At 60.7% G+C, this 25,647-nt stretch carries 22 protein-coding genes and 1 tRNA gene; 13 read left to right on the plus strand and 10 right to left on the minus strand.

Annotated elements, in window-relative coordinates:
* Nucleotides 1–22: 22 nt before the first annotated feature.
* A complete protein-coding gene (locus tag RVU70_RS11665) occupies nucleotides 23–1,207 on the plus strand; it encodes an acetyl-CoA C-acyltransferase (protein WP_363346417.1) in 1,185 nt (394 codons plus the stop codon).
* On the opposite strand, the gene RVU70_RS11670 is transcribed toward RVU70_RS11665, so the two are convergent.
* The gene (locus RVU70_RS11670; RefSeq protein ID WP_363346419.1) at nucleotides 1,204–2,325 is read right to left on the minus strand and encodes a Glu/Leu/Phe/Val dehydrogenase; all 1,122 of its coding nucleotides are present in this window, start codon (nucleotides 2,323–2,325) and stop codon (nucleotides 1,204–1,206) included. The genes RVU70_RS11665 and RVU70_RS11670 overlap by 4 nt on opposite strands.
* A gap of 190 nt (nucleotides 2,326–2,515) precedes the next feature.
* Between RVU70_RS11670 and pdhA the strand changes: the two genes are divergently transcribed.
* The 6 genes from pdhA to RVU70_RS11700 all read left to right on the plus strand — a co-directional run bounded on the left by pdhA (nucleotide 2,516) and on the right by RVU70_RS11700 (nucleotide 9,053).
* On the plus strand, nucleotides 2,516–3,592 hold the full coding sequence (pdhA, locus tag RVU70_RS11675; protein ID WP_363346421.1) for a pyruvate dehydrogenase (acetyl-transferring) E1 component subunit alpha: 1,077 nt from the start codon (nucleotides 2,516–2,518) through the stop codon (nucleotides 3,590–3,592).
* A 10-nt stretch (nucleotides 3,593–3,602) separates the two neighbouring features.
* Nucleotides 3,603–4,583, plus strand: coding sequence for an alpha-ketoacid dehydrogenase subunit beta (locus tag RVU70_RS11680; protein WP_363346423.1), 981 nt, complete (start codon nucleotides 3,603–3,605; stop codon nucleotides 4,581–4,583).
* The gene (locus tag RVU70_RS11685; RefSeq protein ID WP_363346425.1) at nucleotides 4,580–5,680 is read left to right on the plus strand and encodes a dihydrolipoamide acetyltransferase family protein; all 1,101 of its coding nucleotides are present in this window, start codon (nucleotides 4,580–4,582) and stop codon (nucleotides 5,678–5,680) included. Before RVU70_RS11680 ends, RVU70_RS11685 begins: the two co-directional genes overlap by 4 nt.
* 223 nt (nucleotides 5,681–5,903) lie before the next feature.
* A complete protein-coding gene (locus RVU70_RS11690; protein WP_363346427.1) occupies nucleotides 5,904–6,974 on the plus strand; it encodes a glycosyltransferase in 1,071 nt (356 codons plus the stop codon).
* Nucleotides 6,967–8,103 carry a UDP-galactopyranose mutase gene (glf, locus tag RVU70_RS11695; RefSeq protein ID WP_363346429.1) on the plus strand — a complete coding sequence of 379 codons (1,137 nt, stop codon included), beginning with the start codon at nucleotides 6,967–6,969 and terminating at the stop codon, nucleotides 8,101–8,103. The genes RVU70_RS11690 and glf overlap by 8 nt, the downstream gene beginning before the upstream one ends.
* Before the next feature lie 74 nt (nucleotides 8,104–8,177).
* Complete coding sequence (locus tag RVU70_RS11700; RefSeq protein WP_363346431.1) at nucleotides 8,178–9,053, plus strand: manganese catalase family protein; 876 nt, start codon at nucleotides 8,178–8,180, stop codon at nucleotides 9,051–9,053.
* 39 nt (nucleotides 9,054–9,092) lie between these two features.
* Here RVU70_RS11700 and RVU70_RS11705 read toward each other — a convergent pair whose 3' ends face one another.
* The 5 genes from RVU70_RS11705 to RVU70_RS11725 form a co-directional block, all read right to left on the minus strand.
* A complete protein-coding gene (locus RVU70_RS11705; protein ID WP_363346433.1) occupies nucleotides 9,093–9,659 on the minus strand; it encodes a diguanylate cyclase in 567 nt (188 codons plus the stop codon).
* A gap of 1 nt (nucleotide 9,660) precedes the next feature.
* Nucleotides 9,661–11,181, minus strand: coding sequence for an FAD-dependent oxidoreductase (locus RVU70_RS11710; RefSeq protein WP_363346435.1), 1,521 nt, complete (start codon nucleotides 11,179–11,181; stop codon nucleotides 9,661–9,663).
* Between the two features lie 11 nt (nucleotides 11,182–11,192).
* The gene (locus RVU70_RS11715) at nucleotides 11,193–11,978 is read right to left on the minus strand and encodes an SDR family NAD(P)-dependent oxidoreductase (protein WP_363346437.1); all 786 of its coding nucleotides are present in this window, start codon (nucleotides 11,976–11,978) and stop codon (nucleotides 11,193–11,195) included.
* Between the two features lie 127 nt (nucleotides 11,979–12,105).
* The gene (gene fixJ, locus RVU70_RS11720; protein WP_363346439.1) at nucleotides 12,106–12,735 is read right to left on the minus strand and encodes a response regulator FixJ; all 630 of its coding nucleotides are present in this window, start codon (nucleotides 12,733–12,735) and stop codon (nucleotides 12,106–12,108) included.
* Nucleotides 12,732–13,574: a histidine kinase dimerization/phospho-acceptor domain-containing protein gene (locus RVU70_RS11725; RefSeq protein ID WP_363346441.1), complete on the minus strand. Its 843-nt coding sequence runs from the start codon at nucleotides 13,572–13,574 to the stop codon at nucleotides 12,732–12,734. The genes fixJ and RVU70_RS11725 overlap by 4 nt, the downstream gene beginning before the upstream one ends.
* Nucleotides 13,575–14,049: 475 nt before the next feature.
* Between RVU70_RS11725 and RVU70_RS11730 the strand changes: the two genes are divergently transcribed.
* The 4 genes from RVU70_RS11730 (at nucleotide 14,050) to RVU70_RS11745 (ending at nucleotide 18,186) form a co-directional block, all read left to right on the plus strand.
* Nucleotides 14,050–14,430, plus strand: coding sequence for a response regulator (locus tag RVU70_RS11730; RefSeq protein WP_363346443.1), 381 nt, complete (start codon nucleotides 14,050–14,052; stop codon nucleotides 14,428–14,430).
* A gap of 465 nt (nucleotides 14,431–14,895) precedes the next feature.
* Entirely contained in the window at nucleotides 14,896–15,084 is a 189-nt protein-coding gene (locus RVU70_RS11735) for a hypothetical protein (RefSeq protein ID WP_363346445.1), read from the plus strand.
* 172 nt (nucleotides 15,085–15,256) lie between these two features.
* Nucleotides 15,257–15,643 carry a hypothetical protein gene (locus tag RVU70_RS11740; RefSeq protein ID WP_363346447.1) on the plus strand — a complete coding sequence of 129 codons (387 nt, stop codon included), beginning with the start codon at nucleotides 15,257–15,259 and terminating at the stop codon, nucleotides 15,641–15,643.
* A 77-nt stretch (nucleotides 15,644–15,720) separates the two neighbouring features.
* Nucleotides 15,721–18,186 (plus strand): TonB-dependent receptor domain-containing protein, encoded by a 2,466-nt coding sequence (locus RVU70_RS11745; protein WP_363346449.1) that lies wholly within the window; start codon nucleotides 15,721–15,723, stop codon nucleotides 18,184–18,186.
* Nucleotides 18,187–18,286: 100 nt separating this feature from the next.
* On the opposite strand, the gene RVU70_RS11750 is transcribed toward RVU70_RS11745, so the two are convergent.
* Complete coding sequence (locus RVU70_RS11750) at nucleotides 18,287–18,967, minus strand: TetR/AcrR family transcriptional regulator (RefSeq protein WP_363346451.1); 681 nt, start codon at nucleotides 18,965–18,967, stop codon at nucleotides 18,287–18,289.
* 660 nt (nucleotides 18,968–19,627) lie between these two features.
* Here RVU70_RS11750 and RVU70_RS11755 point away from each other — a divergent pair.
* On the plus strand, nucleotides 19,628–22,120 hold the full coding sequence (locus RVU70_RS11755; RefSeq protein ID WP_363346453.1) for a TonB-dependent receptor domain-containing protein: 2,493 nt from the start codon (nucleotides 19,628–19,630) through the stop codon (nucleotides 22,118–22,120).
* 26 nt (nucleotides 22,121–22,146) lie between these two features.
* On the opposite strand, the gene RVU70_RS11760 is transcribed toward RVU70_RS11755, so the two are convergent.
* Nucleotides 22,147–23,397: an amidohydrolase family protein gene (locus RVU70_RS11760; RefSeq protein ID WP_363346455.1), complete on the minus strand. Its 1,251-nt coding sequence runs from the start codon at nucleotides 23,395–23,397 to the stop codon at nucleotides 22,147–22,149.
* A gap of 351 nt (nucleotides 23,398–23,748) precedes the next feature.
* Nucleotides 23,749–24,159, minus strand: coding sequence for a hypothetical protein (locus tag RVU70_RS11765; RefSeq protein WP_363351402.1), 411 nt, complete (start codon nucleotides 24,157–24,159; stop codon nucleotides 23,749–23,751).
* Between RVU70_RS11765 and RVU70_RS11770 the strand changes: the two genes are divergently transcribed.
* Complete coding sequence (locus tag RVU70_RS11770; RefSeq protein WP_363346457.1) at nucleotides 24,152–25,174, plus strand: class I SAM-dependent methyltransferase; 1,023 nt, start codon at nucleotides 24,152–24,154, stop codon at nucleotides 25,172–25,174. The genes RVU70_RS11765 and RVU70_RS11770 overlap by 8 nt on opposite strands.
* A 203-nt stretch (nucleotides 25,175–25,377) precedes the next feature.
* Here RVU70_RS11770 and RVU70_RS11775 read toward each other — a convergent pair.
* Nucleotides 25,378–25,454 (minus strand) — tRNA-Asp (locus RVU70_RS11775).
* Between the last annotated feature and the right edge of the window lie 193 nt (nucleotides 25,455–25,647).

Raw genomic sequence — 25,647 nt, forward strand, 5'->3', positions numbered from 1 at the left:
TTCATTTCAAAAGGGCGCCCCCATGCAAGACCAAGTGGTGATCGTCGGCGCCGCGCGGACCCCGATCGGCGCATTTCTGGGCGAAATGAAAGAGATGTCGGCTCCGTCATTGGGCGCATGGGCGATAGAGGCCGCGGTGGCGCAAAGCGGCGTGCCTGTCGACAATGTCGACGAATGCATCATGGGCTGTGTGTTGAGCGCCGGTCTCGGCCAGGCGCCGGCGCGTCAGGCGGCGCTCCGCGGCGGCTTGAGCGAGGCGACCGGCTGCGTCACGGTCAATAAAATGTGCGGCTCCGGCATGAAGGCCCTTATGGACGCGCATGACCGCCTGCGCGCCGAGACGTCGGGCGTGGTCGTTGCGGGGGGAATGGAGAGCATGAGCAATGCGCCTTATCTCCTGGACCGCGCGCGGGCGGGCTATCGCCTCGGTCATGGGCGCATCGTCGACCACATGTTTTTAGACGGTCTCGAGGACGCCTATGAGCACGGTCGCTTGATGGGATCCTTTGCGGAGGATTGCGCCGAAGCCTACCAGTTCACGCGCGACCGGCAGGATGAATTCGCCCTCGAGTCGCTACGGCGCGCACAGCAAGCGACGCAGGACGGAAGTTTCGCAGCCGAGATCGTTCCCGTGAAGGTAAAGCAAGGAAAAGAAGAACGTCTTGCCTCCGCGGACGAGCTTCCGCGCAAGGCGAAGGCGGAAGCTATTCCGAGGCTGCGTCCGGCATTCCGTGAAGACGGGACGCTCACCGCGGCCAATTCGAGCGCCATTTCCGACGGCGCGGCCGCCCTCGTGGTGGCGACCCTCTCGAAGGCTGAGGCGCTCGGCTCGCAACCGCTCGCGAGGATCGTCGGCCATGCGACGCACGCCGCCGCCCCCGCAAAATTTTCGACCGCCCCGATCGCCGCCATCAACAAGCTGATGGAAAAGGTCGGCTGGGAACTAACGGATGTTGACCTGTTCGAAATCAACGAGGCCTTCGCCGTCGTTGTTTTGGCCGCGGAGCGGGAGCTTTCGCTTCCGCACGAAAAGGTGAATATCCACGGCGGCGCTTGCGCCCTTGGCCATCCAATTGGCGCATCCGGAGCCCGCATCGTCGTGACGTTGCTCTCCGCGCTCAGGAAACACGACCTCAAACGCGGCGTCGCATCGCTTTGCATCGGCGGCGGGGAAGCGACGGCGATCGCCGTAGAGCGTCTCGATTAGCGCCAGCGTCTCAACTGCATGATCTTTTGCAGCCGGTCGGTCGCCAACGTCATGGCGGCGTCGAGAGGCGAAACCTTCATATCGCGGGCGCGCTCGAGGGTCAGGCGCGTATTGCCGCCCACTTTCTCCTCGATTGCCGCGAACGCGGTGGCTTTGACGCCGCCGTCATATTCCACAGCGGCCGTGATGACGCCCCCGGCGTTGGCGATGAAATCCGGGACGCTGATGATCCCGCGCTCGAACATGTAGCGTTCAGCTTCCGGCGTAACCGGGACATTCGCGCCCTGGACCACTAACCTGCAATTCAATCGTTCGACATTGTCCGCGCGCAAGGCGTCTGGTCTTGCCGCCGGTATCCAAATATCGCATGGCACGGCGACGAGCGCCTCATTGGGGAGGACGCGCCCATAAGGGTATTCAACGACGCTTTTTCCAGCTCTCTTGAGCCGCGCAAGCGCCTCTATGTCGAGCCCCTCGGGATTTGCAATAGCGCCGGAAATATCGGCGACGCCGACGAGTCGGGCGCCCCTGCGTTCGAGAAAGCGCGCCGTGTGCTCCCCGACTGCGCCAAAGCCTTGCAGCACAATTCTCGCGCCATCAAGCGACAGCCCGGCGAAAGGCGCAGCGACCTCTGCGGCGATAGCGACGCCGAAGCCGGTCGCGCCGATCTGGTCGAGCGGGATGCCGCCAATTTCCGCCGGCAATCCAACGGCGCGGCCGATTTCGTCGTGGACGTAGCCCATCGCCGTTTCGTCCGTGCCCATGTCGGGGCCTGGAATATAATCGTGAAGCGGCGCAATCGCCGTCGCGAAGGCGCGGATCAATTGCTCCTTTTGTTCCGCCGGCATTCCGGGTTCGCCAAAGATCACGGACTTGGCGCCGCCATGACGCAGTCCGCAGGTGGCGTTCTTCAAAGTCATGGCGCGCGCCAGCCGGAAGCATTCGACGGCGCTCACGTCAGGCGCCATACGCGTTCCGCCGATCGCGGGTCCTGCGGCTGTGTTGTCGATGACGACGATTGCGCGAAGGCCGACCGAGTGGGTCCGCAGATAGACGATTTTCTCGGGGCCGATGTCGTCGCCAAAAGCGAGTGGGTCAGAGGAAGTCAGAGCGACCATGAGAGCTACGTTGGACGCGCTCGCGTTCTTTCAAGTCTCTCTGCAGCCAGATTGCCGCCCGTTCGGGGCTTAAGCGCGCGTGGCTTAATTTAGGTTCGCCCGCGTGACTTCCGGTAACGGCGCGCTACCTGCCAACTGCCTCGCTACGCTGATGACGCGTCCGCATGCGGCGGGACCGCGGAGTATCTCCATGGGATTGCACACCATCATCGACTCAAGGATTGATCTGATCCGCTTTCTCACCCCGGACGGCGAGCTTTGCGAGAACACGCCATTGCCGGTGAGCGACGAGGCCTTGCTGCACTTTTACCGCGCCATGACCCGCACGCGCGCTTTCGACGGAAAAGCGATCGCGCTGCAGCGGACGGGGCAGCTCGGAACCTTTGCCTCGGCGCTTGGCCAGGAAGCAGTCGGCGTGGGCGTGGCGTGCGCCATGGAGGCGCGCGACGTTCTCGTTCCTTCTTATCGCGACCATGCGGCGCAGTTTCTGCGAGGCATGAGCATGGCGGAATGCTTGCTCTATTGGGGCGGCGACGAGCGCGGCAGTGATTTCACGAATTCGAGGGACGACTTTCCGAATTGCGTCCCGGTCGCCACGCAAGTCGCCCACGCTGTCGGCGCGGCCTATGCTTTCTCACTGCGCAAAGAGGAGCGCGTCGCCGTGACCTTCATTGGCGACGGCGGCACCTCCAATGGAGCGTTTTACGAAGCGCTGAATATGGCGGGCGTCTGGAACGCCCCGGTCGTCATGGTCATCAACAACAACGGCTGGGCCATCTCGACGCCGCGTGCGCTCGAAAGCGCCGCCGCCACTCTGGCGCAAAAGGGAGTCGCGGCCGGCGTCGCCTGCCAGCAGGTCGACGGCAATGACGTCGTCGCGGTTTTTGAAGCCGCCCGACGGGCTATTGCAAAGGCGCGAGCGGGCGACGGGCCGACATTGATCGAGGCGCTGACCTATCGCCTCGGCGATCATACGACGGCCGACGACGCGACGCGCTATCGCGATCCGGAAGTCGTCCAGCGTGAATGGACGCGTGAGCCCATCGCCCGTCTGCGCGCCTATCTTCTTTGCAAGGGCCTCTGGTCGAAGGAACAGGAGGCTGAACTCCTGAAGCAATGCGGGGCGGAAGTCGCCGAAGCCGTGGCGACCTATACCTCTACCCCCGTCGCCTCGAGCGACGCCATGTTCGATTATCTTTATGAAGAACCGCCGCAGTTGCTTAAAGATCAGCGCGAAATCGCGCGGCGCTTCGCTCCCGCAAAATAGAGCTTCCCAAATGGCAGAACTCAATCTCGTCGAGTCGATTAACGCCGCCCTCGCTTGCGAGATGGCGCGCGACGACAACGTGCTTCTCCTCGGCGAAGACATTGGCGCCAACGGCGGCGTCTTCCGCGCCACCATCGGGCTGCAGGCGCGCTTTGGCCGCGGCCGGGTGATCGACACGCCGCTCGCCGAAGGCGGAATTGCGGGCGTTGCGGTCGGCATGGCGGCCATGGGTTTGAAGCCCATCGCCGAGATACAGTTCACGGGGTTCATCTACCCGACAATCGATCAGATGATCAATCATGCGTCTCGGCTTCGCAATCGGACGCGCGGTAGACTTACCTGCCCGATGGTGCTGCGTTCGCCCTATGGCGCCGGCATTCATGCGCCCGAACATCATTCGGAAAGTCCCGAGGCGATTTTCGCACACATGCCGGGATTGCGCGTCGTGATCCCTTCTTCGCCGGCGCGCGCCTATGGGCTGTTGCTGGCGGCGATCCGCGATCCCGACCCCGTCGTCTTCCTCGAGCCGACGCGACTCTATCGTCTGTTCAAGCAGGAGGTCGCCGATAATGGCGAAAGCCTGCCGCTCGACACGTGCTTCATCTGCCGGGAAGGACGCGACGCGACGTTGATCGCATGGGGCGCGATGATTTCGGAAGCCATGCGTGCGGCCGATGCGCTCGCCCTGGAGGGGATCGACGTCGAAGTCGTCGATGTCGCGACTTTGAAGCCCTACGATATCGAAACGATTTTGCAATCCGTCGAAAAGACGGGACGCTGCGTCATTGTCCACGAGGCCCCGCGCACGGCTGGATTCGGCGCGGAAATCGCCGCGGAAATCGCCGAGCGCGCGCTTTATTCCCTGCTCGCGCCGGTAAAGCGCGTCACGGCTTATGATGTGGTGGTGCCGCTGTCACGGCTCGAGAAGCAATACATTCCGAGCGTGGAGCGCATGGTCGACGCGGTGCGGGGGCTGATGGAGGGAGCATGAAAACCTTTCGTTTGCCGGATCTCGGAGAGGGTCTTCAGGAAGCCGAGCTCGTCGAATGGCGTGTGAAGCCAGGCGACGAGGTTTCAGCCGATCAGCCGCTTCTGGCGGTTGAAACCGCGAAAGCCGTCGTGGAAATACCCTCGCCGCAGGCGGGCGTCATCGAGCGCATGTTCGGCAAGGCGGGCGACATCATCCGAGTCGGAGCGCCGCTCCTCGCCTTTGAAGGCGAGAAGGAAGATGACGCCGGAACGGTGGTCGGCGCAATGGAAACGGGGGCGAGCGTCGTCAGCGACGCGCCGGCGACGGTTGCGCGCGGCGGCGCCGCCATTCGGGCCGTCCCTGCGGTTCGCGCGCTCGCCCGCAAATTGAACGTCGATCTGTCGATGGTCACGCCCTCGGGCGCGGACGGCGTCATTACGGCGGAAGACGTTCAACGCGTCGCGCGCGTCCTGAGCGAGGCCGAGCCGGCGGAGCCGCTGCGCGGCTTCCGACGCGCAATGGCGCAGAACATGGCGTTCGCACAGGCGGAGGTCGCGGCGGCAACCATCATGGACGACGCTGTTGTGGACGCATGGGTGGCGGGAGAGGACATCACGATACGCCTCGTGCAGGCTCTCGTGAGAGGGTGCCGCGCCGAGCCCGTGCTGAATTGCTGGTTCGAAAGCGCCACGCTGTCGCGTCGGGTTCTCAGCAAGATTGATCTCGGCATAGCCGTGGACACGCCGGACGGGCTTTTCGTCCCCGTCCTGCGCGACGTGGCCAACCGCAGCCCAGCCGATCTTCGAGACGGGCTCAACCGCATGCGCGCAGACGTCGCGGCGCGGCGCATCCCTCCGGAGGAAATGCGCGGCGCAACGATAACACTTTCGAATTTCGGCACGATTTCCGGGCGCTACGCGGCGCCGGTGGTCCTGCCGCCGACGGTCGCTATTCTTGGCGCAGGACGCATGCGCGAAGAGCCCGTCGTCAAGAACCGGGAAATTCGCGTTGGCCGTGTCATTCCGCTCAGCTTGACCTTCGACCATCGTGTCGTCTCGGGAGGCGAAGCCGGCAGATTCCTTGCCGCAGTCGTCGCGGATCTCGAACGCGCCGCCTAACGCAGGCCCGACCTGCCTTGCGCCAGCGACACAGAAAAGCACAGCTGGAACAAAGCGCGTTCATTCCCGTTACGCCAAGGGGAAAAGCCGTGGGCGCGAGCAAGACGCGGCCGGGAGTAAGCAGATGGCGTATGTTGCAAATAGGAGTTCCGAGTTTTCAACGCATCTATTCTGTTTTTCACATCTACGATGGAGCTTCGTTTACCAGCGTCCTCAGCATCTCATGAGCCGCGCGGCGCGCGAATTCAGAACTTGGTACGTCGAGGAGCCTGAATATTTCGAAGGCCCGCCCGTTCTCAGAATAGAACGCGACGAGTCCGGCGTTTCGGTCGTGACGCCAATGTTGCCACGCGGACAAGACGTCGACACGGCTGCGCAGCTTAAGTCGATGCTAACGCGGCTCGTGGCGAAAGTGGAGCCGAAGCGGCTGATCGCCTGGTACTATACCCCGATGGCGCTGCGGTTCACGGACGACCTCAATCCGCATCGTTGCGTCTATGACAATATGGACGAGCTCTCGACTTTCGTCGGCGCGCCGCCAGGCATCCTGGAAATGGAGCGACAACTGCTGTCGAGATGCGACGTCGTTTATGTCGGAGGCCATTCGCTCTATCAGGCCAAACGCAACAGGCACGAAAACGTCCACGTCTTTCCGAGCAGCGTCGACGCCGCGCACTTCCGCCAGGCGCGGACGATCTTGGAGGATCCGGCCGACCAGGCGGCTATTCCTCACCCGAGACTGGGATTTTTCGGCGTCATCGACGAACGCATGAACCTCGAGCTCGTGCGCCGCATCGCCGCTCTCAGGCCGCAGTGGCATTTGGTGATGATCGGGCCGACGGCGAAGATCGACCCGGCGTCTCTGCCGCGCGCGGATAACATTCATTGGCTCGGCTGCAAGGATTATCGCGAGCTTCCGCATTATCTCGCGGGCTGGGACATCGGGTTCATGCCCTTTGCGATCAATGAGGCGACGCGCTTCATCAGCCCCACCAAGACCCCGGAGTTTTTGGCCGCCGGCGTTCCGGTCGTGTCGACGCCGATTAGGGACGTCGAGCAGCCATACGGCGCGCAGGGGCTGGTCGAAATCGCCGACGATGCGAACGCCGTGATCGCGCGCGTCGAGATGATTTTGCGCCGCAAGCGGGCGCCCTGGATCAAGCGCGTCGACGCATTCATCGAGGGAATGTCGTGGGACGAAACCTGGGCCGGCATGAGACGACAGTTGGACGCCTTCATCCCTGACCGAAAGATGCCTGTTCGTCAGATGAATGCGGAGGCGCGTCGTGTTTGACTGGCTGATTGTCGGCGCCGGATTTGCCGGAAGCGTGCTCGCGGAGCGACTCGCGTCGCAGCGCGGGGAACGGGTCCTCGTCATCGACAAGCGGCCCCATATTGGTGGGAACGCCTATGATCGCTACGACGATGCGGGGATCCTAATCCATCAATACGGCCCGCACATCTTTCACACGAATTCGCAGGCGATATTCGACTATCTGTCGAAATTCACCCGCTGGCGTCCCTATGAACACCGCGTGCTGGCGGATGTCGACGGCATGCTGGTGCCGATCCCGATCAATCTCGATACGGTCAACCGCCTGTTCGCGCTGAACCTCACTTCTGAGGAGCTCGCCACGTGGTTTGCCGCGCGCGCGGAGAAGAGAGATGAAATTCGAACGTCCGAAGACGTTGTCGTGAGCGCGGTAGGTCGCGAACTCTACGAGAAGTTTTTCAAGGGTTACACCAGGAAGCAGTGGGGGGTCGATCCGTCTCAACTCGACAAGTCTGTAACCGCCCGCGTTCCGACGCGCATCGACAGAGACGACCGATACTTTACCGACTCGTTCCAATATATGCCCGAGGGCGGCTATACGCGGCTCTTCGAGCGGATGTTGGCGCATCCCAACATAAGGGTGATGTTGCAGACGAGCTTTCAGGACATCCGCAAGGAAATCGCTTTTCGGCGCGTGATCTATACCGGCCCGATCGACGAGTTCTTCAAATTCCGGTTCGGCAAGTTGCCATATCGCTCGCTGCAATTCAAACACGAGACCTTCGACCAGCAATGGCTGCAACCGGTCGCGGTCGTCAATTATCCGCAGACAGAAGCGTACACGCGGATTACCGAATACAAACATCTTACCGGCCAGAGTCACGAGAAGACCAGCGTGACCTATGAATTCCCCAGCGATGCGGGCGATCCTTATTACCCGGTGCCCCGTGCGGAAAATATGGAGCTTTACAAAAAATACGAAAGATTGGCGCTGGCGCAGGAGAATGTCTGGTTCGTCGGCAGGCTGGCGACCTACCGCTATTACAATATGGATCAGGTCGTCGGACAAGCGCTCGCGACCTTCAGGCGCATCTGTCATGAGGTTCCGCTTCCTGAAGTCGCGGGCCTGCCTCAGGTCGCCGCAGAGTAACGCGCCGCACCCCCGATGAGGAACCTCGCCTGTCGTCAAGCGTTAGCGACTAACGCTTCCGACAGGAGTCGAGGATGTTCACCCACAACAAGAAGCTTCAATACACCGTTCGCGTCTCCGAACCCAACCCCGTGCTGGCGAGCCTGATCCTCGAGCAATTCGGCGGGCCGCAGGGCGAGCTGGCCGCCGCCATGCGTTATTTCACCCAGGCGCTTGCCGAAGACGACCCGGGCCGCAAGGACATGCTGCTCGACATTGCAACGGAAGAGTTAAGTCATCTCGAAGTGATCGGCAGCATTGTCGCCATGCTCAACAAGGGCGTTAAAGGCGAGCTTGCCGAGGCGTCCCAGACAGAGGCGGATCTTTACCGCTCTCTGACCCAGGGGGGCGACAGCCATACGCAGGCTATTCTTTATGGCGGCGGACCGGCCCTGACCAACTCCTCAGGCGTGCCCTGGACCGCGGCCTATATCGACACGATCGGAGATCCGGTTTGCGATCTACGGTCCAACATCGCCGCAGAGGCGCGGGCGAAGATCATCTACGAACGTCTCATCAACGTCACGGATGACGCGGGCGTAAAGGAAGCGCTCGGCTTCTTGATGACGCGCGAAATCGCGCATCAGAAATCCTTCGAAAAGGCGCTCTACTCCATCGAAGCGAATTTCCCGCCCGGCAAGCTGCGCGGCATGCCGGAATACGCCAATCTTTACGTCAACACCTCGCAAGGAGAGGGCGATGCGGAGGGTCCGTGGAACTCCGGCGATCAGTGGCGGCGGATGGACGACGTCATCGGCGGCATTCCGGTCGATGGCGGCGAGGGTGACGCGAGTGTGGGCTTGACGACCTCTGAGCAAAGCGATTTGTCGAGCTTTACGGCCCGCACCATGTCAAATCCGACGGCCAATCCGACGACGGGCGTTGATCTCGGCCAGTCGGGCTCGGCTTGAATTCCAGGGGCCGCGCGAATGTAGCGCGGCCTGACACATTCATGGATGCAAGGCCAGCGGCGCCTTGCGTTCCGCTCGGAGGCACCGCGCCAGTTCCTCGAGGTACAAAGCTCCCAACAAAGTGGCGCTGGTCAGGACGGCGACGACGTAGGCAGGCGGCAGCGGCTCCGACTTCCATCCCAGACTCAGTCTGGCGGATTCGGCGCCAACGCCGAACAGAGCGAGAAACTGCGGCCAGTGGCGCGCAGCGATAAGAGTCAGGCCGAGCAGCGGGACGATCTCCAGAAAACTATGCACATGCTGTTCGAGCGGCGTCACGCGTCGCCGAGAAACCGCGTAGCTGACGTCCCAGAAGGCCGTAACCTCGTGTAGCAAGAACATAACGATCATGAAGGCGATGATGAGAGCGTTCACCTCGAGAAAGATTGCCGCGAGCAGCGGCAGTCCGAGTTCGACGAACATGAGCAGATGAATAAAAGACTCCTTCGATCCGCTCGTCGACGCAATGTGGGTGGCGCGATGGCAAAGGTAGTCGCAAAGCCCAGCCAAGAGCCATAAGGGCACGACGAAATACATCAGTATCAGTGCGGTCGGGTCCTGCGGCATGCTAGCTTTCAATCTTCCCGAGGGGAGAAATTGCGGGTCCGTTGAGCACTTCGCCCTGGGGTGAGAACTGCGAGCCATGGCAGGGACAGTCCCAGCATCGCTCGAAGCTGTTCCAATGGACCTGGCATCCGAGATGGGTGCAAGCGGCGGAGCGCTGGCAAAGCGTGCCGTCCTCGTCGCGATAGGCGGCGATCTTTGCAAGGCCGCTTCGGATGATTGCGCCTTCCCCCGGCAGCAAATCGTCGACAGAGGATCGCTCTCCGGCGCCGGTCAGATATTGAGCGTAGTTCTTCGCAGCCGTGGCGTTTTCCTTGAGGAACTCGCCCATGGCGCGGAGCGGCTTGCGGCCCGGCTCGTAGATCGGCGCCCAGGCGCTGTCGCCGCGCAAAATCAGATCGGCGATCAGCATGCCGGCCACGGCCCCATGGGTCATGCCCTGGCCCGAGTCCCCCGTGGCGACATAGACATTCTTCTCGCCCGGATTGCGCCCGATGAAGCCAATGTAATCGATCGGCTCGAGCACCTGGCCCGACCAGCGGGTCACTTCCTGGCCCAAAGAGGGCACGCGCTCCCGCATCCAACGCGCAAGCGAGAGGATGCGCTCCTGACCATTGTCGCTTTCACCGGATTTGTGATCCTCGCCGCCGACGATCAGCAGGTCGACGCCGCCCTCGCCGGGCTGCAATCTGACATAGTGGTAGGGGTCGAGCGTATCCCAGTAGAGCGCGTCTGGAACGCTGCCCCGCGGAATCTCGAATGCGACCGCATAGGTGCGATACGGCGCCTGCTTGGTGTGGATCGAGAAGCGATCGTTGACGGGCGCATTGGTGGCCACAACGGCGGACTGTGCTTTGATATGCGCGCCGCCAACCGTGGCGACGTCGACGCCCCCGTTCTTTTCTTCCACGGAGACAACGGGCGTAAAGGCGAAAAAGCGTCCCCCAGCCTTGCTGATTGCGGTCGAGAGGGCGGCAAGATATTTCAATGGATGAAAGGTCGCCTGATCGGGAAAGCGCAGCGCCGGCGTGGCTTCCTCCCCGGCGAAAGGCAGGCCTTCTTGGCGTACGGCGAGCATGCCAACTTGCGCGCTCGCCACCAGCTCGGCGTCGATCACGGAGGGGTCCGTCTCCGGCGCAAGAAAAAGGTAGCCGTCGATGCGGCGGAAGTCACAGTTTGCGCCGAGATCGCGTTGAATAGCCTCGATACGGGAGATCGCCGCGGCCTGGCTGTATTGCCAGCCTCTCGCATTATCGAGCCCGCGCATCTTGATGAGTTCCTGGAAGCCGTCGTCACTATAGGAGGAGAGATGGGCGGTCGTTCGCGCCGTCATCCCTCCGGCAATCACGCCACGATCGAGCACCGTCACCTGCTTGCCGGCGCTCGCCAGTTCGTAAGCGACGGACATGCCGGCGATCCCCGAGCCGATGACGACGACCTCGGTTTCAAGGTCGCCTTGCAAGGGTTCCGCATCGATGTCGGGCGCGCCCCAGATCGGTGTGGTTCGCTCGGCTGTGACATTCATCTCGAGCGCTCCTACATTCGCTTGTCGGGCGCCGAGAATTGGCGATTGCGCCAAGCGAGAATGGACGCCGGCGTGACATGGGAAACGAGCGCGAGCAGCTTGTTTTGCCACCCGCTGACGATCTCCTGGCGGCCTTCCATGAGGGCGTCGAAGCCGTCGCGCGCCACTTCGGCGGGGTCGGCCTTTTTGGATCGGCCCGCTTCTGTGTCGAGCATATTCGCCCGGCGGAAAAATTCGGTCTCCGTGGCGCCGGGCATCAAGCAGGTGATGGTGACGCCCGTCCCCTTCAGCTCGTCGGCGAGCGCCGTGGAGAAATTATAGATAAACGCCTTCGCGCCATGGTAGACGGCTTGAAATGAGCCTGAAATGAAGCCGGCAATCGATCCAACGATAAGGATTTTTCCGGTTCCCCGCGCCCGCATGTCGCGGCCGATCAGATGCGTGAGATACACTGTGCCCGTAACATTCGTGTCGAGCACGCGCCGGATTCCCTCGAATTCCTGGTCGAGGAAAGCGCCGCCGAGTCCGCGGCCCGCATTGGCGATGAGGATATCGACAGGGCGCGCGACACGTTTTACGCAGTCATAAAGCGCTTCCACGCCGGCCGCCGTTGCGAGATCCGCTTCGATCTCGACGACGCGCGTTTCGCCCTTGCGCAGGGAGTTCGCGGCCTGTTCAATCTCTGGTTCGTCGGCGGCGATGACGAGGTCATAGCCACGCTCGGCGCAGAGCTTGGCGAGTTCGAAGCCGATTCCAGTGGAGGCGCCGGTCACCACGGCGAGAGGACGCGGGTTCATCGCTTGGCTCTTTCCTTGCGCAGAAAGCGTCGCCCGATGGACCGAGTCCATGGGCGGTGGATGAACCGGGGGGCGATGAAGATGTTCCGCCATCAGCCTCGCGTCGAAACTGGCGAGGCGACGGGCGCTATTTATCTTCGGTAGCGCTCGGCGCTTCGGCGGCGAGCGCCATCTTTACCAGCTCCGCGAGATTGCCCGCCCGCATCTTGGCCATAATATTCGCGCGATGCACCTCGGCCGTGCGAATGCTGATTCCAAGATCGTGTGCGATCACCTTGTTCGACAAGCCCTTGAGCAGGCCCGCGAGAATTTCGTTTTCGCGACGTGTCAAGGTCGCAAGCCGGCTCTTGATCGCCTGTGATTCACGGCTGCGATGAACCTCGGCGTTGCGGCGATCCAGCGCGGCGCCGACCGCCGTGATGAGCGCTTCGTCCTCGAAAGGTTTTTCAAGAAGATCGACGGCACCGAGCTTCATGGCCTCGACCGCGAGCGGCACGTCCGCATGGGCGGTCAGAACCACGACGGGAATGGAAATGCGCTCCTCCTTCATTTTGGCGATCAGCTCGATCCCGTTCATTTCCGGCATGCGCACGTCGGTGACGACGCAGCCTTCCGCGCTCGGAGACACAGCCTTCAAAAAGGACAAAGCTGATTCGTAGGCGTTAACCTTGAACCCCTCGGTGCGCAGCAGGAGCCCGACCGCGTCGCGCAAGGCTGCGTCATCGTCGATGAGGTGCACAACGCGCTGATCATTCATGAAGTAACGTCCAAGTGCTCAAGCGGCAATATGAGACTAAATAGAGCGCCGCCCTGGCGCGTCTGGGCGGTCCAAATCCGTCCGTCGTGATCTTCGAGTATGATGAGGCTCGACAATACCCCGAGCCCGATGTCTTTGGCCTTCTTTAGCGTCAACACTTCAAAATCTGGCTCTCTGAATGGTTCCGGGTGGTTGGAGCCTGCGTCACTCATTTCCACTCGGATAACGTCCGTGTCGAGGTTGGATGTCCGGATGGCAAGGTCCCGCCCGCCGGCCGCCCGCGTCGCTGCGGCGGCGGCGCGTAGCAGATTGCACAGGGCCAGCCTGATCTGCAACCTGTCGGCCATGACATTGTCGCGCAGGGCGGCGGGCTCCAGGCGGAAGCCGACCGCGTCCGGCGCGCCGTCGGCGCGAAGCGACTCCAGGCTTTCCTCAAGCAAAGCATGCAGGCTCGCCAGTGTCTTGTCTGCTTCTCCGCATGGCAGGAGATCGCGCAGGTTCGCCACGAGCCGGCTGGCCCGTTGCGTCTGGGCCGTCGCCTTTTCCAAGATTTGGGCGATCTCCCGGTCGCCCGACTTACTCAGCATGCGGCCTGCGACGCTGAGATAGGTGGCGGTCGCAGCCAGGGGCTGGTTGATCTCATGGGCGAAAGCCGCAGCGCCATAGCTGAACGCCTCGAGGCGGTGGCGGAGGCGCTCCTCATCGAGGTTTGCAAGCTTGACCGGTGGGCGCCCGCTACACACGATACTCGAATCCCATCCTGTTCCCGCGGCGGGAAGCCTCGGCTCCCTTAGGGAGTTCTTGTCGTCTTCCCGCGTCGCCGCAAACGGGATCGTCACTGCTGGCCTCGAGCCGACCTCTTTGGCCTCGCTCTTGCTTCACCTGTCAAGCGACATTTTGCCGCAGGAAAAGTAAAGAGTCGACCGCAATGTCTTCGAAAAGGCCCACCTGTTCGCGTGACCCTGCATAAGTCCCGGCTCCTGAAGCCAGTTCGATCAGAGATCTTCAGGAAATTAAGTGAAATCCCCTAGAGAGCAACCCGTCGGGATCTCTCGAAGATTTATTGCAGTATTTGAGCGCATTGCGGCAGGGGCCGTGGGAACGCGTGGGTTTTTGGCTGAGCTGCCGATTCGGGTGAGATAAACCCGTCAGATCGTCGCCAGGGTCCGAATCATCGGGCGATGAGTTTGACGGCTATGCTTGCCGGCGTTCAGGGGGTCGTTATCGTACAGGACGTGCGCATGGGCGTCGCCTTGCGCGGACGAAGGACGGGCTCGATGCGAGGCGGATAGTCGAAATGGAGCGCCCCTCTCAATGACCGCTTCCGAAACCACGGCTCATCGCATTCTGGTCATCGACGACGATCACGACGTCGCGGACAGTCTGGTGATGCTCCTCGAGACGTTCGGCGTGGACGTGCGCGTGGCCTATGGCGGGGAAGCCGGTCTCAACGCCTTGAGTCAATTCAAGCCCGAACTCGTCTTTCTCGATCTCGGCATGCCGAAAATGGACGGATACGAAACCGCACGGCGGCTGCGCGACATGCCTGAGGGACGCACAGTCAAGCTTGTGGCGCTCACGGGATGGGGACAGGATCAGATCAGCGACCGCGCGCGTGACGCCGGCTTCGATTTCCAGCTGACCAAGCCGGCCGCATTCGAGGATCTGCAGCGCATGCTCGACTCCCTCTCGTGACGCGTCGCATTTTGCGGCGCGTCGCAGCATCTCGGGCGAAAGAAACGCCTCCGGTTAAGGCGGATCCTGCTCATTTACATTAAGACTGGGGCCAAATTAGCGCCGAGCGCCGAGGCGCTTGCATTTTCCGGCCACTGACTTGTAATGAGGCAGAAATATTTGGGGATTCGCCTTGGGGTTGTTATGGATGGGCAGGGGGGTAGGGCGCAACGCGCCTCGATCGCGGTTCGGTCTTTACTTGCTGTAGGCCTCTGGGGGCTCGGTCTGGCGGGGGCGCTCGCTAGCCTCTATGTGTTTCGAGGCGCTGAGGCCGCGCGCGATCTGGCTGGTCTGATCGCGCTTTTCTGCGGGCAGGCTTGTGTCGCCGAGTTGTTGGGGTTTCGCTGCGACTCCGCCAGCATCTCATTCCCCCGCCGGCTTTTGCCCCGAATAGGCTTTCCGACGCTTTGGCGACGGCGAATCGCCTTGCGCGACATCTCGCGCATCGACGCCTTAGGCGAGCGGGCCGCCTTGTTCTACCTCACCTCGACAGAGCGGATCGAACTGGTGTTTCCAGGCGGACACAGCAGGCATATTTTCATGCGCTTTCTCGCCAAGGCGTTGGAAGCACGGCGTCAGCCGCGGCGTCCCTCTGTTCAGGCCCGCCAGGGATAATGTCGCATGGCGGGCGCGACGCCGGTTTAATTTTGATCAAGGAAGTTGCGGCTGAGCAACAGGTTAAGCGAAATCAGAGAGGTGCGACAGGGGTGCGACAGGCTGAGCCCTTGTTTATCGCAAGCCCGCCTTCATACTCGCAAAATAAGAAGACGAACAAAGCGGCGACCGCATGGGCATGTCCTTCAAGCTCGCAAGACTCTCTCTGGCCTTGGCGTTGGCGACGGTGCTTGGCTTGGCGAGCGTCGCCCGCGCGTCCCATGAGGTTCACGCGCCGACGCAGGTCTTCCTGTCGGGCGATCAGGCGTTCACCCTACAAAATTGCTTATCATTTCACGTCGATGAAGACGGGTTTCCGGTAAAGCGGCTGCATATTCCAGCCTGCGTGGATTGCCTGTTCGCCGTCGATCAGCAATGGATCAGCCATCCGCCGACCACTGTCCTATTGCGGCTGCTGGCGCCCAAGAGCCTGACATTCGATCTGCCCCTGCCGGTCCCTATGGCGGGCGTCGAATGGTTCTCCTCGCATTCGCCGCGGGCGCCTCCCTTTTCCTCCTGACGTCTCAGCCTAAGCCTTAACGACACGTCTGACCGTCACCAAACGCGCGCGCATTCGTCGCCGCGAGGGGGAGAATCATGATTCGCACTTATCTGATGCGCGGCGCGAGCGCCGGCGCAATGAGCTTGGTCGTACTTTCGAGCGCGAACGCTCAGGTGGCCTTGCCACCGATCACCATCTCCGCTCAAAGGACGAGCGAAACGTTAAATCCGACCGACGTTCCGACGCCGGAAAAGGAAGCCGAGGTCGTCGACGAAAAGCAAATCGTTCGCGAACTGCCGCCAACGGCCGATACGGCGCGGCTCCTTCGCGACGTGCCCGGCGTCAGCACCTACGAGGCCGGCGGCGTTTCCAGTCTGCCAGCGATCCATGGCATGGCGGACGACCGAATCAAGATCCTCGTTGGCGGCGTCCAGACGACGTCCGCCTGCGCCAACCACATGAATCCGCCACTTTCCTATCTCGGCCCCAGCAATGTCGAGCGGATCGAAGTCTACTCCGGCGTCATGCCCGTCAGCCGCGGCGGCGACTCGATCGGCGGCACGATCATCGCCGAGCCACGCGGACCGGTCTTCGCGCCGGATGCGCCGCCGCCTTCTCAGCTGGCGATCCCGCAAGGAGCGCTTATCCCGCTTCCCATTCTGAATCTGCCCGGGCCCGAACAACTCCGTTTCGGAGAAAACGGCGCCGTTCTCGTCACGGGCATGATCTCGAGCTTCTTTCGCGGCAACAACAACGGGATCAGCGTTTCAGGCGTCGCCAATGTGGCGACCAAGAATTGGAGCCTGCTCTATAGCGGCGACTGGCAGCGCGCGACCAACTACCATGCGGGCGCGGTCGGCGAGAAAATCCTTTCGACCAATTTCATCTCAGAGAACCACTCGGCGACCCTGGCCTTTCAAAACAACGGGCAGTACCTCTCGCTGCGCGGCGCCGTTCAGAACATTCCCTATCAGGGATTCCCGAACCAGCGCATGGATATGACGCGCAACCAGGCCTACAGCTTCGAAGGCAGGTACAAAGGCCTGCTCGACTGGGGCGCCGTCGACGCGCGCATCTATTGGAACAATGTCAACCACAAGATGGGATTTCTGCAGGACAAGCAGCCGGCCAACATGCCGATGGCGACGATTGGCACGGACTACGGCTATGCGGTCAAGGCCGAGATTCCTTTCCAGAAATTCTCTCAAAGGGACATTCTGCGCATCGGCAGCGAGTTCCACGGCTTCCAACTGAATGACTGGTGGGAGCCGGTGCCGGCTAATTGGCAGCCCGGACGATTCATGTCCATGATGGGCATGGTTTCGTATATGCCCTCGATGAACATGATGGGGCCGGGGGCGTTCTGGAACATCAATAACGGCAAGCGCAACCGCCTCGGCCATTATGCGGAATGGGACGCGCAATGGAATGACCGGTGGTCCTCGCTGCTCGGCGTCCGCAACGACACTGTCTGGTTCAACACCGGGACCGTATCGCCTTACGATTGGCGAGACCCGACGCCGATGACGATCTGTCCCGTCATGATGGGACAAATCCTGCCCTGCGGCCCGAGCGCCATGATGGCGATGAATAACCCCGACGTGCCCGCGGCCAACGCCTTCAACGCCCAGAACCGGTCTCGCACCAACGTCAACTTCGATATGACGGCCCTGGTGCGCTATCAGCCGAACGATTTCAGCAAATATGAGTTCGGCTACTCCCGGAAGACGCGGTCGCCCAACCTCTACGAACTCTACGCCTGGGCGCCGACCCCGATGGCGATGTTCATGAACAATTGGTTTGGGGACGCCAACGGCTACGTCGGCAACCTCAATCTCAAGCCGGAAGTCGCTCACACGGTCGGCCTGACTGCGCTCTACGCGGATCCGAAAGGCGACTGGGAGGCGCGGATCGCGCCCTACTTCAGCTACATCGAGAATTTCATCGACGCGGCGCGTCTCTACAATTCGCCGACCCCCACGCCGACGCAGCCCTACGTCTTCCAGATGCTGCAATTTCGCAACTACAAAGCGATCATCTACGGCGCCGACCTCTCCGGTCGGTTGAAGCTGCTCGAAGACCCGATGTTCGGCCGCTTCGATGGCACGATCGTCGCGAATTACACCTATGGCCAGAACCTGGAGATGGGGCAGGTACAGAACTGCGCCTTCTTCGACAACGCCTGCTACGCCTATGCGAACCTGTTCGTCAAAGGCCATACCGGCATCTATCATATCATGCCGTTCAATACCCGCATCGGACTCGAACATAAGTATGGCGGATGGTTCAGCGGGGCCGACGTTCAGATCGTCGCCGGCAAAAATGTCGTGAGCATCCCGCGCTATGAGCAGATCACCAATGGGTATGTGCTGCTCAATCTGCGCACCGGTTATGAATGGTCGAATCTGCGCATCGACCTCGGGGTACAGAACGTGACGAATACGCTCTATACGCTTCCCTTGGGCGGCTTCTACTATTCCGGCTACAAGCGAGCTGGCGCCAACTCTGGCGTACCTGGAATGGGCCGGAATTTTTATGCCGGTCTGACGGTCAAGTTTTGATGGCGATCATGGGAGGCGGCGCCTCGGCGTCGCCTCTTCTCCACGAGACGTTTACGGACGTCGCCCGCTCCGGAAACAGCGCCGTGGACGCCTCCTCCGGTCACAACAGCCCACATTCCTTTGCAATCTTCCTCAAGTCCTTCCCGCGCCGTCCGCGTTGTTCGGGCTCGAGCAGAAAGCGAATGCCCAAGCCCCGGAGTCGATCGATGAAAGACGAGACGGCGGGATCGTCGCGGCTCTTGCCGAAAAAGGGAGCGATTTGATCCGCCAATGTGCTGGCGTGTCGGGCGAGCACCCGGCGCAACTCGTCTTCGTCTCCAGCTTCGATGACGGCTGCGAGGAAGAAGCGCATCCGGTGGGCGTCGAAGATGAGCGCCTCGAGAAACGCGAACGCTTCATCGAGGCTTTTCGGAGGAGTCGCTTGCCCGTGTTGGTGAGAAGCCTCCAGCACCGCCGCCAACAAGTCGGCCTTTCGCGGGAAGTAATATGTCAGGTGTGATTGCGTAACGCCCGCCGCCTTGGCGACCTTGGGTTGGGTCAGCGATTTGATGCCGCTCTTGGTCGCGATCTCTATCGCCGCATCCAGGATGCGCTGTTCCGTGTTGACTTCGTCGCGCACAATCATTGGCTCTCGCAAGGGCTCCTCACCCGCCGCGTCGCCACGAGTAACAAAATCCGCCGGCTTTCGCCACGGCCGAACAGCCAAGCCTTCAAAGCGTGTCATGTTTGCAACAACGCGCGAAATTATGCCGAAGGCGGAGCTCCCGCCCGAGCGGACCATTGCATTCGATGAATTGGTGACCTACCAATCGTTCCTGTCAAGCAAGGGCGGATGAGGCCGATTCCCTCGTCGCTCATGGACGAAAAGCGAAGTGCGATGCTCAACGTTAAGGCTCATAGACGCTCGCTGCTCGTCAAGAGCATTGCAGTTGTCGCGCTGTGCCTGTTCGTTTTGCGGGGCGTCGGCTTCATTGAAATGGTCGCGTCTCTGGCCGCCGGTCCAGCAGGATCCGCGAAAGCATCGTTTCTTGCAATGACCGCCGGCGAGAAGTGTCACAGCGACGACAAAAAGACGGACCCGGCGCGGCGAGATCATTCGACATGCTGCGTCTCATGCGCCTGGGCGCGAGACGCTGTGCTTCTCGATGTCGTCATCGCCGCCCGCATTCTCGATCTCTTTCCAGAATCGCACATTAGCCTGCCAGCGTGGTCCGTCGACGCGACGGCCAGAGCCCCGGCCCCGGGATTAATCGCAAATTGGTCGGCGACATCGCCGCCGCGCTCAAAGATCTGAGACGCTTTTCTCGATTATCGCCGCAATAGCTGATGCATCGGTCGAGCGCTGATTGTGCAGCAGGACTCTTGCGAGCCCGCTCGAATTCGGCCCGGTAGCTCGAACGAGCCTTGGCGCGCGTCCATTCTTTTCGCACTGGAACATGAGATGCCCCGTAATCGCCTGGCGCTCGGCGCCTCCGTCATCGCCCTTGTCCTTGCCCAAGCGTCTCACGCCGACGCCCAAGAGACCCTTCCGACGATCGAGATTGGAAAACAGAAACAGAGGGCCGGTCGATCGCCTCGCCCCGGAGACGCGCCCGCCTCCACGCCCAGCGTCACGGCGGAACCGGGCTCCGGACTGCCGGGCTCCAATCTGGAAGGCGCGCCGCTTTTCACGAGAGGCGGCGGCTCCCTTGTCGCGCCTTCGATCCCGAAAGTGCGTGCAGAGCTGCGACGCAACGTCGGCTCGATCGGCTTTATCGACGCAAATACCCCGGAACAGCAGACGCGCTACATCTCCGATCTGCGCGACGCTCTGAAGGACGCTCCCGGCGTTTTCGCCGAGTCGCGCTATGGGCAAGAGCTTCGCCTGTCGATCCGCGGCTCGAATCTCACGCGCGACTTCCATATGCGCGGGCTGGAGCTTCTGCAGGACGGCATTCCGATGACTTTCGCCGACGGCGGCGGCGATACTTATTCCATCGATCCGCACTATTACCGTGCAATCGAAATCTACAAGGGCGGCAACGGCCTCACCTATGGATCTTCGACATTGGGCGGCGCGATCAATTTCATATCGCCAACCGCCTACACGGCGATTTCGCCGAATTATCTGAATGTCGAAGGCGGCAGCTTCGATACGATACGCGGCCAAGCTCAGGCGTCGCGCATTTTTGGCGACTTCGACGTTCTCTTGAACGGGTCGTACAGCCATTCGACTGGATTTCGCGGTCACTCGAGCTCGAATTACCTTCATGTAAACGGCAATGTCGGCTACCGGTTCGGAAACAGGATCGAAACGCGCTTTTATTTCGGTGTGTATGACACGAGCCAGCAGATTCCGGGAACGCTCGATCTCAACCAGACTCTCACAGCGCCCTGGACGAGCCTGCCGCCCTTCATCGCCAGCCCATGGCAAGGCGGCTTTTCCGGTAATCAAGGCCGCTATCAGCAAAACTATCGAATCGCCAACAAGACCACTTTCGATTTCGACTTCGGCCGACTCGACGTCAACAGCTGGTACGTCGGACAGTATCTCTATCACCCCATTTTCGTGGTGCTTCAGCAAAATACCGACAACTGGGGCGTGACGCCGAGATTCACCTCGACGCACGACATTCTGGGCCACAAGAACGAACTGATCGCCGGCGCCCGATTCTGGGGCGAGAGCGGCACGGACAAATGGTGGACGAATATCAACGGCGTTATGGCGAATCCGCTTGGCCCAAGCGGCGTCGCCAATCTCTTCGGCCCGCCGGGCTTCACCCCCTATCAATTGGGTTTTCCGCCTTTTTCCTGGAACGCCCTGTCGCAACTTGGCGTCTTGAACACGTGTATTCCGGGCGCATTCCAGTTCCCGTCAGGGAATCAGGTCTGTCCGGGATTTGTAAACGTCGGCCAAAATCCGCAGCTGCGTAACAACGTCTTCGGGGCGTTCAACGCCGAGGCTTATTTTGAAGATCGCTTTCATATCCTGCCGAACCTCGTCGGCATGGTCGGGCTCAAATATATGAGCGACCGCAGAAGTTCGGCGGCGCTGGGCGGCATCCCGTTCGAGCCGATACCGGGCAACGCGTCGCGCACGTATCATGGCGTGATGCCGAAGGTCGGCCTGATGCTCGAGGCCGCGCCCGATATCCAGGCCTTTACCGATCTGACCTTCGCCAGGGACGTGCCTGACCTGATCGACCTCACTCAAACGATCTTCCCGCCCCGGCCGCCGTGGATCGCAAATCCGAACGGGACATTCGGCTACCAGATGAACCCGCTCAAGGCGCAAAAGGCCTGGACCTGGGAAGTCGGCTCGCGCGGCAAATGGGACCGCTTCACCTGGGATATCACTTACTACTATTCCCGTATTTGGGACGAACTGTTGAAGTTCAACGTCGATCCCGCGTCCGGCGTTTTCTCGACCACCCTCAACGCGCCCAACACCGTTCATCAGGGCGTCGAGCTGGGCGGCGGCGTAGAGGTCCTCCGCAATCTGCGAGGACCGGACGCCGGCGACTATGTCAAGATCTCCCAGATCTGGGATCTCAATCTCTTCTCCTTCGTTGGAGACAGGGTCTATGGCGGCAACTGGCTCCCGGCGATTCCGCGTAACGTCTTGCGCACCATCGTGAGCTATAACTCCAACGATGGATTTTACATCGGGCCGCAGGTGGATTGGGTTCCCACGGGGGCATATGTCGATTACGCCAATACGCTGCGGGCGCCAGGCTATGCGTTGATTGGCCTACAGGCGGGCATAAAGACCCCCAACGGTCTGGAGGTCTATGTCGATGCGCGAAATCTCGGCAATGTTCACTACGTCAGCGACGTCATCAGCGTGGCGAACGCCCAGAGGCCGGTCGACAACGCTTTTCCCGCCGGAAATCCGCAGGCCTTTTATCCGGGGAATGGCGCGTCGATCTATTCAGGCCTGAAATACCGCTTTTAGGTTATGGGAGACAAAGCCGCCGCCGCTCAAGGCGGCGGCAAATCCGCAGGCGACCGAGGGCTGGCAAAATTGTCGACGACTGTCTTTCCGCCGGAAATGACGAGATCGGGATATTCCAGGACTTTGAAATTCGTCCGGGGGTCGCCCTTGACTGCAATGAGATCGGCTGGCGCCCCCGCGCGCAAGGCGCCAAGCGGCGCCAGGCCCAGTTCCTTCCCGGCTTCCGAGGTGGCGGACCTCAATATCTCCACATCGGACATTCCGGCCATATGTCGCATGAGCTGCAGTTCCCGGGCGTCGATGCCCCAGGGAATTTCCAGATGCGCGATTTCGGCGCCGTAAAGGAAAGACGCGCCGGCTTTTGCGAGCTCGCGGGCGTTGGCGAACGCGCCCTGGCACGAGGACAGCGTGTCGAGAGTCGTGACGATCTTCACTTTCTGCTTTACCGCCTGCTGAACAAGCGCCTCATCGAGCTCTGAGCAGGGCACATGCGCCCATTCGTCCACGCCGGCCGCGAGTGCAATAGACGCGCCTTTATTTTCGCTGACATGAGCCGTGACGATCCTGTGGAGTCGGTGCGCCTCCTCGACAACGGCGGCAATGATGTCGACGGACGCGATGGGCCAGGGAGGCGGGACGGCTCCATCATGTTCGTGACTCCAAGGCGCGCCAGGCTCACCTCCTGGCTCCAGCGCGACTTTAATCACCGCGGCGCCTCCTTGGACGAGCTTTCGAACGAGCGCTTTCGCGTCCTCAGCCGTCTGAACGGTCTCGGCAAGATAGCCCTTCCCGAACACGGAGAGCGGATAGCCCTGTTGAACCGTGATGATCGGGCCGGCTGTCAGGACTCGAAGTCTGCCTATTCCGCCCGTAGGCGGCGAGAGCGGTCCGCCAACGTCCCGCAAGGTTGTGATCCCATGCCGGAGTATGACCTCCTGCGGCAGGTTTCGGACGAGGGAATGGCCGTGGAGCTCGATGAACCCCGGCAGGATTGTCGCATCGCCGAGATCGATAATCCTGCTCGCGCGCTCTTTGAGAACTTCGCGGGGGCCGACATCGACAATGACGGGACCCTCGATCAGAATCGCTTTTTCGGACTGAAAGTCGACTCCGTCGAACAATCTACGCCCCACAACCAAAATTCGTTCGCCGACCTGCGTTTGATCTTCCGCGCGAGCCGGAATGGAGGCGCCGATCAAGGCAGCAAAGGCGAGTAGGGAGCAGAGGCGAGCTTTGATGCTCGAGCGGCCATGCTGATGCTTCTTGGAAGTGAACATCCTTCGCTTACTTTCAGGGTTTGAAACCGGCGGTGCAATGACGTCGGCGTGTCGGGGCTCGCTGATGGCGAGAGAGATGAGATAGAAGCGGCGACCGGCGCGACAGGCCGGAGACGGCCATGCGCCACCACTGTTTTAGCAAGGCGAGCCGCTCTAACTCCGCCTTGAGTGCATTCGGGCTTCTTTTCAAGATCCAAACCGCCGCTTGCCCCATTCGGGGCCCATCTCGACGTCGAGGAATAGAAGCGAAAGAAGAGCGAAGCAACACGCCGCAGCGTCTTGTTCGCCGCCGCCTCGACCATCCGGACGACTGGGCTACTGATGCCGATGAGACCCCTCCCTCCCGAGCTGTCATTCGGCATCTACGACTGCCTGAACGGTGTGCAGTCCAGCCGGCGGCTCCTGCGCGAGGGCGCTCGCAATATCGAGACGACGTGGCTCATCGGCCGTTTGCTTCTGCTCGATTTGATGCAGAGATCGTCGCTGTTGAACGATTGCAATATACTGACGGTCAAGAGAACAGCGAAATATTGTCTTCTCAGGGTATTTGCAAAATGGTCTTTTGATGCAATCGTTGTATCCATATTGCGAATGTGGTTGCGGCTGGTGCAGCTGAGTCTTGCTTTGCTGGGGATTGCACCGTGATTGAAAATATTGCAACGCCAGCGTCGGCTCATCGAACGTCATGCAAAAACTATTTTTGATGAATATCGTGGCAGGAAACAAAGATCGTTTGAAGAGAAGAGGAAAATCAATGATCAATCTGCAACGATTGTCCCGGTTCGCAGGGAATCTCGCAGCTCGCGGACCGATTTACGCGCAAATTGCCTATTCGATCGACTCTGCCGCTCCATTGGGAGGAGAAGCCAACTGGAATTTTTGGACGAAACAGTCGCCGGTCGGGCTTCGGTTCGCTCGTTCCTATCCACTGAAATCCACACGAGAGAAATATCTAACGTCGATGCTTAAGGCGGACCATGCATCAGGAATCGAAGCGCATTACGATGTTTCGAATGATTTTTACGCTTTATTCCTCGATAAGAAATACAGGTTCTACACCTGCGCCGAATTTCAAAACGGTGAAGATACGCTAGAGAAGGCCCAAGAGAGAAAAGCTGAACATATTCGCTCACTTCTCGATCTGGAAGGAGACGAAAAAATTCTGGAGCTGGGGTGTGGTTGGGGCTCGATGCTCAAATTCTTGCGCGACCGTGGGCATCGAGGCCACTTGAAGGGCGTCACGCTATCCAAGGAACAGCTGAGTTACGTCAAGGACACGCTCGGCCTTGATGCGTCTTTGTCGGATTTTGTTACAGATCCATTTGAAGGTGCGCCTTACGACCGAATCTACTCGATCGGCGCTATTGAACATGTAAAGCCTGACGAGCTGGAGGGCTTGTATCAGAAGATTTATGACGCTCTTAGGCCAGGAGGTCTCTCGGTGCATCAATTCTTCTCGCTGGAGCTCGAGCCATACCCCAGCGCAATGGTGGCGTCACAGCTATTTTTTCCAGGATCTCTCCTTGTTATGCACGACGTCCATGTCAAAGCCGCAGAGAAGGCCGGTTTCACGGTGAGACGCGACTCAATTCATGATTATAGACCCACCCTGAGAGCGTGGTACGAAAGGCTTACTGGAAAACAAGAAGAAGCGCTGAAGTTGGTCGATCTGCGAACGTATAACCGCTATATGATCTTCTTCCCGGTTTCATGGCTGTTTTTTCAGCTGGAAGAAGCCAAGCTGCATAGAATTGTTTTGGAGAAACCTGTTTCGTGAACGGGAACGAGTGAATCAGCCGAACGCATAAAAGGTTCGGCTTGGATGTCGGGTCGGATGGAAACACGCCGGCCGAGCCGTCAGAGCGCGAGAGGATCCCCGAAGAGCGGGGAAATGGGCGCGCGAGTGCGCAACAAATTCCGACGTTCAGCCGGGCCGCTCCGGCTCTGGGACATTATCAGACGGGACGCGCTTGATTTCTATGGCGAGAGAGACGGGGCTCGAACCCGCGACCTCCGGCGTGACAGGCCGGCGCTCTAACCAACTGAGCTACTCCCCCGCGCGGCGCGTTGTTCGCGCGAGGACTGCGGGATAGGGCAGCCGCAGACCAATGTCAAGGCGGTTCGACTCGGATGCGGCGGGGGTCGTGAACGCGCGGGCAGGTCAACCGCCAGGAGCCCGGCCATGCTGAAAATCGTGGGAAAGGCCGGGCGCCCGACTCGCCCGGGCGTGCGCGCCGTCCCTTCGGAGCG

This window comes from Methylocystis echinoides (assembly GCF_040687965.1).
Lineage (GTDB): Bacteria > Pseudomonadota > Alphaproteobacteria > Rhizobiales > Beijerinckiaceae > Methylocystis > Methylocystis echinoides_A.

Bases quoted from the DNA above. Each gene is read 5' to 3' on its own strand.
- RVU70_RS11730 (WP_363346443.1), top strand. From the start codon at position 14,050: ATGACCGCTTCCGAAACCACGGCTCATCGCATTCTGGTCATCGACGAC.
- RVU70_RS11770 (WP_363346457.1), top strand. From the start codon at position 24,152: ATGATCAATCTGCAACGATTGTCCCGGTTCGCAGGGAATCTCGCAGCT.
- RVU70_RS11690 (WP_363346427.1), top strand. From the start codon at position 5,904: ATGAGCCGCGCGGCGCGCGAATTCAGAACTTGGTACGTCGAGGAGCCT.
- RVU70_RS11685 (WP_363346425.1), top strand. From the start codon at position 4,580: ATGAAAACCTTTCGTTTGCCGGATCTCGGAGAGGGTCTTCAGGAAGCC.
- RVU70_RS11760 (WP_363346455.1), bottom strand. From the start codon at position 23,397: ATGTTCACTTCCAAGAAGCATCAGCATGGCCGCTCGAGCATCAAAGCT.
- RVU70_RS11740 (WP_363346447.1), top strand. From the start codon at position 15,257: ATGGGCATGTCCTTCAAGCTCGCAAGACTCTCTCTGGCCTTGGCGTTG.
- fixJ (WP_363346439.1), bottom strand. From the start codon at position 12,735: ATGAATGATCAGCGCGTTGTGCACCTCATCGACGATGACGCAGCCTTG.
- RVU70_RS11750 (WP_363346451.1), bottom strand. From the start codon at position 18,967: ATGGTCCGCTCGGGCGGGAGCTCCGCCTTCGGCATAATTTCGCGCGTT.
- pdhA (WP_363346421.1), top strand. From the start codon at position 2,516: ATGGGATTGCACACCATCATCGACTCAAGGATTGATCTGATCCGCTTT.
- RVU70_RS11705 (WP_363346433.1), bottom strand. From the start codon at position 9,659: ATGCCGCAGGACCCGACCGCACTGATACTGATGTATTTCGTCGTGCCC.
- RVU70_RS11715 (WP_363346437.1), bottom strand. From the start codon at position 11,978: ATGAACCCGCGTCCTCTCGCCGTGGTGACCGGCGCCTCCACTGGAATC.
- RVU70_RS11710 (WP_363346435.1), bottom strand. From the start codon at position 11,181: ATGAATGTCACAGCCGAGCGAACCACACCGATCTGGGGCGCGCCCGAC.
- RVU70_RS11670 (WP_363346419.1), bottom strand. From the start codon at position 2,325: ATGGTCGCTCTGACTTCCTCTGACCCACTCGCTTTTGGCGACGACATC.
- RVU70_RS11745 (WP_363346449.1), top strand. From the start codon at position 15,721: ATGATTCGCACTTATCTGATGCGCGGCGCGAGCGCCGGCGCAATGAGC.
- RVU70_RS11680 (WP_363346423.1), top strand. From the start codon at position 3,603: ATGGCAGAACTCAATCTCGTCGAGTCGATTAACGCCGCCCTCGCTTGC.
- RVU70_RS11755 (WP_363346453.1), top strand. From the start codon at position 19,628: ATGCCCCGTAATCGCCTGGCGCTCGGCGCCTCCGTCATCGCCCTTGTC.
- RVU70_RS11700 (WP_363346431.1), top strand. From the start codon at position 8,178: ATGTTCACCCACAACAAGAAGCTTCAATACACCGTTCGCGTCTCCGAA.
- RVU70_RS11665 (WP_363346417.1), top strand. From the start codon at position 23: ATGCAAGACCAAGTGGTGATCGTCGGCGCCGCGCGGACCCCGATCGGC.